This window comes from Marinobacter iranensis, from assembly GCF_029207565.1.
Taxonomy (GTDB): domain Bacteria; phylum Pseudomonadota; class Gammaproteobacteria; order Pseudomonadales; family Oleiphilaceae; genus Marinobacter; species Marinobacter iranensis.
This window is the reverse complement of the sequence record NZ_JANCMW010000383.1, coordinates 1-240: the sequence shown is the minus strand read 5'-3', so window position 1 is coordinate 240 and position 240 is coordinate 1. Positions and strand designations below refer to the sequence as shown.

Below are 240 nucleotides of genomic sequence, written 5' to 3'. Positions count from 1 at the left end.
TCAGCAGTGGCGTCACGCTGCCCGGCACCGACGGAGAGAAGCCCTATGCCGGCGGCGAAGTGAACACGATCCGCAACTGCGCGGTCTGGGGGGCGTACAAGCTGATCACGCAGGATGACGGCGATCTCTGCCCGCTTTCCGCGGCGCATGCGACGACGATCGACACGTGCGACCTCCAGGCGGGCCATCACCTCCTTGTCCAGGAGAGCCGCTATGCCACCGGCAATGCATGGCGGGGCA

General features: G+C 66.7%; 1 protein-coding gene. It reads left to right on the top strand.

The window, feature by feature from the left end:
* The coding region (locus tag NLU14_RS22805) for a hypothetical protein (protein WP_275710904.1) at nucleotides 1–240 on the top strand (240 nt) is incomplete at both ends.